Annotated in this window: 11 protein-coding genes, 1 tRNA gene and 1 pseudogene; 5 read left to right on the top strand and 8 right to left on the bottom strand. The window is 67.0% G+C overall.

Annotated features, from left to right (window positions below; all coding sequences use genetic code 11):
- From ASG00_RS16655 to ASG00_RS14770, 5 genes and pseudogenes are all read left to right on the top strand, one after another.
- A pseudogene (locus ASG00_RS16655) lies at nucleotides 1-293 on the top strand (LCP family protein); the annotation flags it as partial.
- A gap of 146 nt (nucleotides 294-439) precedes the next feature.
- Nucleotides 440-531, top strand: a tRNA-Ser gene (locus tag ASG00_RS03125).
- A 165-nt stretch (nucleotides 532-696) separates the two neighbouring features.
- Complete coding sequence (locus ASG00_RS03120; RefSeq protein WP_162238336.1) at nucleotides 697-1,710, top strand: tyrosine-type recombinase/integrase; 1,014 nt, start codon at nucleotides 697-699, stop codon at nucleotides 1,708-1,710.
- 150 nt (nucleotides 1,711-1,860) lie between these two features.
- Nucleotides 1,861-2,283 (top strand): hypothetical protein, encoded by a 423-nt coding sequence (locus tag ASG00_RS16650; RefSeq protein WP_156454742.1) that lies wholly within the window; start codon nucleotides 1,861-1,863, stop codon nucleotides 2,281-2,283.
- 35 nt (nucleotides 2,284-2,318) lie between these two features.
- Entirely contained in the window at nucleotides 2,319-2,618 is a 300-nt protein-coding gene (locus ASG00_RS14770; protein ID WP_156454741.1) for a hypothetical protein, read from the top strand.
- A gap of 152 nt (nucleotides 2,619-2,770) precedes the next feature.
- Here ASG00_RS14770 and ASG00_RS03110 read toward each other — a convergent pair whose 3' ends face one another.
- The 8 genes from ASG00_RS03110 to ASG00_RS03075 all read right to left on the bottom strand — a co-directional run.
- Complete coding sequence (locus ASG00_RS03110) at nucleotides 2,771-3,040, bottom strand: hypothetical protein (protein WP_056206808.1); 270 nt, start codon at nucleotides 3,038-3,040, stop codon at nucleotides 2,771-2,773.
- Nucleotide 3,041: 1 nt separating this feature from the next.
- Nucleotides 3,042-3,278 (bottom strand): hypothetical protein, encoded by a 237-nt coding sequence (locus ASG00_RS03105; RefSeq protein WP_056206806.1) that lies wholly within the window; start codon nucleotides 3,276-3,278, stop codon nucleotides 3,042-3,044.
- Nucleotide 3,279: 1 nt separating this feature from the next.
- Entirely contained in the window at nucleotides 3,280-3,942 is a 663-nt protein-coding gene (locus tag ASG00_RS03100) for a hypothetical protein (protein WP_056206804.1), read from the bottom strand.
- Complete coding sequence (locus tag ASG00_RS03095; protein ID WP_056206802.1) at nucleotides 3,939-5,036, bottom strand: hypothetical protein; 1,098 nt, start codon at nucleotides 5,034-5,036, stop codon at nucleotides 3,939-3,941. The genes ASG00_RS03100 and ASG00_RS03095 overlap by 4 nt, the downstream gene beginning before the upstream one ends.
- Nucleotides 5,036-5,317, bottom strand: a complete 282-nt coding sequence (locus ASG00_RS03090) for a hypothetical protein (protein ID WP_056206800.1) — start codon at nucleotides 5,315-5,317, stop codon at nucleotides 5,036-5,038. Before ASG00_RS03090 ends, ASG00_RS03095 begins: the two co-directional genes overlap by 1 nt.
- The gene (locus tag ASG00_RS03085; RefSeq protein WP_056206797.1) at nucleotides 5,317-5,760 is read right to left on the bottom strand and encodes a hypothetical protein; all 444 of its coding nucleotides are present in this window, start codon (nucleotides 5,758-5,760) and stop codon (nucleotides 5,317-5,319) included. The genes ASG00_RS03090 and ASG00_RS03085 overlap by 1 nt, the downstream gene beginning before the upstream one ends.
- Before the next feature lie 2 nt (nucleotides 5,761-5,762).
- A complete protein-coding gene (locus ASG00_RS03080; RefSeq protein WP_056206794.1) occupies nucleotides 5,763-6,221 on the bottom strand; it encodes a DUF2746 domain-containing protein in 459 nt (152 codons plus the stop codon).
- The coding region (locus tag ASG00_RS03075; protein ID WP_162238335.1) for a hypothetical protein at nucleotides 6,218-6,675 on the bottom strand (458 nt) is incomplete at its 5' end. The genes ASG00_RS03080 and ASG00_RS03075, both read right to left, overlap by 4 nt.

The raw sequence follows: 6,675 nt of genomic DNA, 5'->3' as shown, positions 1-6,675 counted from the left end.
CCCTCACCGACCCCTCGAACCCCAACAAGGTCGTGCCGAACACGTCGGCGGCGAGTGCGCTGTTCACAGCGCTCGAGAACAACGAGGCACTGCAGCTGACGGGCAAGGTCGGCCAGAACGGCGGTGTCGTCGAGGTCACACCGTCGGCCACTCCGACGCCGGCGTCGACGCCGTCGACCACGAGCACGCCGTCGACCTCGACGACGCCGAACCCGACCGCGACCCTTCCGTCGTCGATCTCGGGTCAGACGGCGGCGCAGGAGACCTGCTCGGACGGAAACCTCAAGAAGTGACGGATGCCGCGGCCCCGCGCGATGCGGAGGCCGCGGCATCCACCGCTCCATGACGCGCCCCGCCCGGGTGCCGAACGGGTTTCGGACACACGCGCTCCACCGGTTATGCTTGCCGGGTGCGTGCGCGGTTCTGCCGCCGCACGCCTGGAGACGTCGCATAGTCAGGCCTAGTGCACCACCCTGCTAAGGTGGAGTCCTCGCAAGGGGACCGAGGGTTCAAATCCCTCCGTCTCCGCCAGTATTTTCAAGGGATTCCGGCGGATCCGTTGACACTAACTCGAAATGTGTTGACACGAGCCCTAGTCTGGCGGGCATGGCGAGCGTTCGGAAGCGGGTCCAGAAGACGGGTGCGGCGTCGTTCGCTGTGCTGTGGCGTGACCCGGAGTCTGGGCGCCAGACGAGCATGACGTTCCCCACTGAGGGTGAGGCGGAGATGCTGCGCCGGTTGCTGGACGCCAACGACCAGAGGTTCGCCTTGGCCGAACAGATGCTCACCGCCGCGGCGAGTCGCAAGCCGACCGTCAGCGAGATGCTCGAGCGGCACCTGTCGCTGCTCACCCGGGCGAACGAGGGCACGATTGCCGGCTACCGCTCGATGATCGCGACGCACTTCACCGAGCAGCTCGGTGGGTTGCGCGTCGACGTGGTCACCGACGAGCACATAGCGGCATGGATCCAGCGGCAGCGGCGCGACGGGGCGACGCGGAAGTCGATCGCGAATCGTATGGGCCTGCTCTCGAGCGCGTTCAAGACCGCGGTAAGGAGGGGGTGGCGAGGCGACAATCCCTGCGAGCTCGTGGAACTGCCGAACGAGGATCGAGCCGGACGGCGCGCCACCTTCCTCACGAAGGCTGAGTTCGACACGCTCCTTGAGCACATCCCCCAGCGACACCAGATGCTCACGCGAGTTCTCGTCGGCACCGGAATGCGCTTCAGTGAGGCGACAGCGCTGACCTGGGATGATCTGCACCTCGACGCTGACGTTCCCTACATCCAGGTCGACAAGGCGTGGAAGGGTGACGCGCACCGGAAGTTCTTCATCGGCTCGACGAAGAACACGCCGAGCGACCGAGATGTGTCGATCACGCCGGGACTCGCCGCGGATCTCGTTGCCGCCAATCGCCAGCACGATCTGGTGTTCCCGAACACGCTGGGGTCGCAGCTCACCAACACCACCTTCCACAACCACGGCTGGCAGGACGCCGTCGACGCCTCGAAGCTGCGGAAGGAGCCGCGGCCGCACGACCTACGGCACACCCACGCGTCGTGGCTGCTGCAGGAGGGCGTGCCGATCTTCGTCGTTTCCCGCCGGCTTGGGCACGAGTCCGTGCAGACGACCACCCAGATCTACGGTCACCTGATGCCGGAAGCGCTTAAGGATGCCGCTGATGCGATGGCTCGGATCGATGCCCGCTAGCGTCGCTCTCCCTTGCCGCGATCTCGTCGCGTGCGTCGAGCAGCGCGCGCGCCGCCAAGTCGATGGTGGGTTCCTTGAGCGCCTCCTGCTCGGCCGTCAGATCTTCGATCGGAATCATGGTGCGACCATGCCACTCAAGGAGAAGGACACATGAATATCAGGAGCATCATCGCCTCTGCGGTCGGAGTTGTCGCCGTCGTTGCCGTCGCCGGGGGAGCGTACGCGTTGATCACGAACCTGCCGCGACTTGAAGAGCAAGTAGCTACGACGGTTTCGATCGTCGATACGACGACGCCCTCGCCAACTCCGTCGCCGACGCCTTCTCTCACATCGACGCCCGTCGAGCAGGTGTCCACGCCGACTCCCTCTCCCTCCGTGACGCAAGCACCTCCGACCACGCAGAAGAAGCAGAACCCAGCACCCGCGACGAAAGCACCAATACGGTGCCCGGCCGGGTCCTCGGCGAATAGCAACGACGGCGTCAACGACACGTCGTGCTACCCGGTGATCTGCTTCTCGATCGCTGTCCCGGACCCCGCGCATCCGGAATGTGACAAGCCGTTCAAGCCCTGACGATAGGCTCTCGCCATACACGATCGGGGGACACCATGACGGACAGCGAAGCACCAACAGGACCGACGGAGGGCCGCGGTGCGACCGCTGTCCCCCGGTATGAGCAGGACATCAGTGGCAACGCGTTCGCAGGAATCCTGGCAGGCGTGTACGCCGTGTTCGCGATCATCGCCGCGATCGTGCTTCTGAGCAATGCGAACACCACCGAATACGGTGGAGACGCGTACACGGGAATCCAGAACGCGATCGTATGGGCCGTGCGCGGGATCGCGTTCCTGCTGATCGGTTCGGGTGTTCTTGGTGTTCTTCTGGTCCTGCGCGGCCGTCCGATCTGAGATTCGACCGCGGCTAGGAGCGGGTGCCACTCGGACATGCGGTCATCCTGCGGGATGCCGCCGACAACGCCGGAAACCCCCGACTCCCACCCTGGGAAGGGTAGAAGCCGGGGGCTTATATGTGCGCCGGAGAAGCTATGCGCTTATCTGCGTCAGGTGCCTCGGATCGAGCCGCGGACGGTGCCGGTGGTAACCTGCACGTAGACCCCGCTGGGGCAGAACACGGGCTTCGAGAGGTCGCCTTTCGCGACACCGCCCGCGACGATCGGCTCGTCGATGATGACCGGCCCGGACGCGCTGCCGTCACGGATCACGACGCGCGCGGCCGCGGGGGTGCCGGCGTTCTCGGTGAACGTGTACGAGCTGATGTAGCGCATCTTCGTGGTCAGGTCCGCGGACCCGACGATCGCCTGGTAGCCCATTTCATCCCTCCGATGACTGGTAGATCACGACCGGCGCGGGGTCGACCGGTGGGGTGCCGGTGTCGACGATGACCACGTCGACCGGGTCGGTGTCGTCCGGGGGTGTCGCGTAGTCGAGGTTCACGGGCACGTCCCACGGGATCGGGAGGTGCGCGGGATCCATCCAGTCGTCGCCGACGGACACGAGCCCGCACGAGCAGATGCCGTTCGCGCCGGCGTGGTGGACGTGTGCGGCCATGTCAGTCCTCCGTGATCGCTGAGACGGTGACGGTGAACGCGGGTGACGCGCCGCCGGTGAACTTCGGGAGCAGCACCAGCGCCCAGGTCGGGAACCCGAGGATGCGGCGCTTCCACTGCTTCGGGTTAGTGAACAGCTTCCCCGACCCGTTCGAGTCGCCGGTGATGCCCGGGAACCGGAGCGTCGCGGACGATCCGGAGGTGCCGTCCGCGCCGGCCGATCCGACGGCGTCGATGATGTTCGACGCGCCGTGCGCGATGCCGGTTCCGGAGATCCGCTGCCCGACGACGAACGGGTGTGGCAGGGTGCCGCCCGATCCGATCGAGATCGCGAGGCTCCCCGACGCGGTCACGACCTTGTCGATGTTCAGCTTCGTGGTCGTCTGGTCGGCGAGCATCGTGTCCCAGTCGCCCTCGGGAAGCGCGAACGGGTGCGTGTCCGCGTCGAGCCGCGTCCACATCCCGCCGGGGTACGCGTTCGTGATCGCACCGTCCGAGGTGGGTTGGAGGACCTCGAAGTACGCGGTCAGGGCCGCGGCGGTCGGCGCTCCGGTGCAGTCGGTGACCGAGAGGAACACGTCCGTCGGTTTGCTCGTCAGCATCCGTCGCAGCCGTACCGGCGCGGAGATCGCGCGACCGTTCGCGAGCAGGTTGAACGTGCTCATGCTGCCAACATCTCCATCCGCGGTCGGGAGAACCACAGGTCCGCTTGGACCTGCCCGGTGTTGTTGCGCCCGTACAGTTCGACGCACGCGTTCGCGCCGCCGTAGAACGACGCGACACCGCCCTGGTTCAACGGGTGCGCCCAGCCCTTCCCGAGGTTGTAGAGGCTGAGGTCGGAGTAGGGGTCCGCGAGGGCCTGGTTGAGGAACCCGTACCCCTTGCCTTGGACCTGCAGCCCGACGACCCGCTGGTCGACGATCGACTGCATGATCTTGATCTTCCAGACGCCGGTCTTGTCCTCGTTGTAACCGTACGGGTACGTGATCGGTGCGCCGTACATGTCGACGAGATCGACGAGAACGATCACGGACCCGATGACGAGCGCGGCCCCGTTGAGAGTCGCGGTCGCGGGGGCGGACAGGGTGATCGTGTTGTTCGTGCGGGTCAGGATCGTGGTCCCTGCCGGGATGCCGGAGCCGGTGACCGTCGCGCCGACCTTCCCGATGTCCCCCGACGAGTAGCCGCCGACGACCGCGGAGCCCGACGTGAGGTTGCCGGTGACGTTGCCGCCGTTGTCGCCGTGGCGGGTCTGGAACTTCTGCACCAGCGCGCTGCTGTTCGACTCGTCGATGACGAGGTAGCGGACCGCGGGCAGCGCCCGGTTGTCGATCTGCCCGCCCTGGTAGAGCCCGTACCCGTTGTCGATGCCGATGTCCACGCATCGGGGGCTCGCCCACCGGTTCTGCGTGTTCCAGTACGAGCCGAGCGCGACCTCCATCTCGAGCGTCATGAACTCGTACAGGTTCCCCGTCGCCGGGTTGAACGGCAGCGACGCACGCTTCACGGCCATCGCGTAGCCGTCCGCGTTGTACGACGCGCCGCCGTCCTCGATGCCGAGGTGAAGCGATGACGCCCCGTTCCCCGGCATCGTGGACGGGACGAGCACGCCCTGCGCCGCGGTGCCGTTGATCAGCCCCCGCCACCCGCGGGGACCGGTCGAGAAGTCGGTGTCGTCGAACACGACCACCGGGTCCGGTCGCTGCACGAAACGGGCACTCCCGCTCGTCAGCGTCGAGTCCTTCGCGATCCCAGCCATCAGAGCTCCACCCCGTTCATGAACAGACGAACATCCGGGTCCGCGGGGTCACCGGTGATCGTCGCGGTCACCCCGTTCGCGACACCGACGAACGCCTCGCCCAACTCCGTGGACGCGGCGAGGGCAGTGCGGCCCTCGGGCGTGTCCTGGAACGCGCCGTCGGCGGTGACCGAGGCGTCGTAGATGCCCTGCTCGAAGTGATCGAGCGCGGCCGCGTCGAGCGATGTCGATATGTACGGGCGCTGTCGCCACCCGCCCGGCCGCACCTTGATGTAGACCATCAGTCGCCCGTGGTCGGTGCGGGAACGTCGACCGGCGCGACCTGGTTCACGACCAGGGAGGCGACGTCGCTCGGGGACATCTGGGCGGTCGGGAGCGCGTAGGTGATCGGCAATGTGGCGCCCGTGGTGCTCGTCGCAGGCGTTGACGTCGTGCTCGATGTGTTCGCACGGGCGAGGGTCGCGACCTGGGGCGTCAGCGCGGCGTACGCGCCCGCCACGGCCCCCAGGATGGCCGCGGCCACGCTCACCAGGAGCGGCCACCCCAGGGCGGCCACAGCGGCGAACGAGGCCGTACCGGCGATGATCCCGGCGACGATCGCCTGCAGGGCGAGGCCGATGAGGATCCACGCGCTGTACACACGCTTGCGGGTCGAGGTGGACTCGACGATCGCGCCGAGCGCGCCGTCCTGGACGGTCACTGCCGGGATGCTGTTCAGGGACATGGTCAGGTTTCCTTTCGGTTGCGGTTGGCAGTGGTCTCGATCGCGTTCCACTGGTCCCGTTCGGACTTGCGGATCTGGCCGATCTCCTCACGGATGCCGAGGATGTCTTGGCGTTGCTGCTTCTGCTCGGACCGGACGGCTCTCACGAGGTCTTTCAGCTCGTCGATGTCGTCGCGGAGGATGGTGCCGCCGTGGGAGTTCACGACGTGGTCGACGGTCTTCTCCACGCCCGTGCCGATGCGCTGCAGCTTCCCCGCGGCCGGGGCGGCGACGCTCGTGACCGCCCCGACCACAACGAGGATCTGCAGGATGATGCTGTCCGGGTCCCGCAGCCACGACTGCCCGTCGGGGGCGGGCGTGCCGCCGAGGAGGATCAGCCCGGAGATCACGAACGTCAGCACCCCCGCGGCGGAGAACACCCACCACGCCCGGTTCATGCGGGTGCGGGGAGCGGCGGTCATGCCGGGGTGCCGTGACCGACGTAGTTGTAGCCGGTGCCGGGACCGAACGTCTTGGTCCACTCGTCGGAGCCCATGAACTTGTACGGGTGGTTCTCCGCGAACCAGGCCCGCAGCTGCGACTTCGGGTCGTTGCCGAGGTTCACGAGCGTGCGGTCCTTCACATTGACGAGCACCATGTTGTTGCTCGTCTGCTCGATGATGAGTGCTTCGTCCATGGTCAGGCTCCGTTTCGGGACAGGGGTGAAGGGTGTTGCGGTCGTGGCCGCGGGGGTACCGATGACGCCGAGCAGCCCCCAGTACGTCCAGTGCCACCACTCGCCGAAGCCCATGCCCTCGCAGGTGATGTTGTGGGCCTTCGCGAGCTGCTCGGCGGCGCGGTGCGCGGGCGTGTCAGCGTTGTACGGGGCGGCGAGATCTCCGGACCGTTTCCGGCCGTGGTTGCTGGACCCGGGAA

Source organism: Microbacterium sp. Leaf351, assembly GCF_001423825.1.
GTDB classification, from domain to species: domain Bacteria; phylum Actinomycetota; class Actinomycetes; order Actinomycetales; family Microbacteriaceae; genus Microbacterium; species Microbacterium ginsengisoli.
Note: the sequence above shows the minus strand (reverse complement) of the source record. Positions and strands in the feature narration are given on the sequence as shown.

What these genes read in the sequence shown, in the direction of transcription:
- ASG00_RS03100 (WP_056206804.1), bottom strand. Translation starts at nt 3,942, where the DNA reads ATGAGCACGTTCAACCTGCTCGCGAACGGTCGCGCGATCTCCGCGCCG.
- ASG00_RS03080 (WP_056206794.1), bottom strand. Translation starts at nt 6,221, where the DNA reads ATGACCGCCGCTCCCCGCACCCGCATGAACCGGGCGTGGTGGGTGTTC.
- ASG00_RS03085 (WP_056206797.1), bottom strand. Translation starts at nt 5,760, where the DNA reads ATGTCCCTGAACAGCATCCCGGCAGTGACCGTCCAGGACGGCGCGCTC.
- ASG00_RS03095 (WP_056206802.1), bottom strand. Translation starts at nt 5,036, where the DNA reads ATGGCTGGGATCGCGAAGGACTCGACGCTGACGAGCGGGAGTGCCCGT.
- ASG00_RS03105 (WP_056206806.1), bottom strand. Translation starts at nt 3,278, where the DNA reads ATGGCCGCACACGTCCACCACGCCGGCGCGAACGGCATCTGCTCGTGC.
- ASG00_RS03090 (WP_056206800.1), bottom strand. Translation starts at nt 5,317, where the DNA reads ATGGTCTACATCAAGGTGCGGCCGGGCGGGTGGCGACAGCGCCCGTAC.
- ASG00_RS14770 (WP_156454741.1), top strand. Translation starts at nt 2,319, where the DNA reads ATGACGGACAGCGAAGCACCAACAGGACCGACGGAGGGCCGCGGTGCG.
- ASG00_RS03120 (WP_162238336.1), top strand. Translation starts at nt 697, where the DNA reads ATGACGTTCCCCACTGAGGGTGAGGCGGAGATGCTGCGCCGGTTGCTG.
- ASG00_RS03110 (WP_056206808.1), bottom strand. Translation starts at nt 3,040, where the DNA reads ATGGGCTACCAGGCGATCGTCGGGTCCGCGGACCTGACCACGAAGATG.
- ASG00_RS16650 (WP_156454742.1), top strand. Translation starts at nt 1,861, where the DNA reads ATGAATATCAGGAGCATCATCGCCTCTGCGGTCGGAGTTGTCGCCGTC.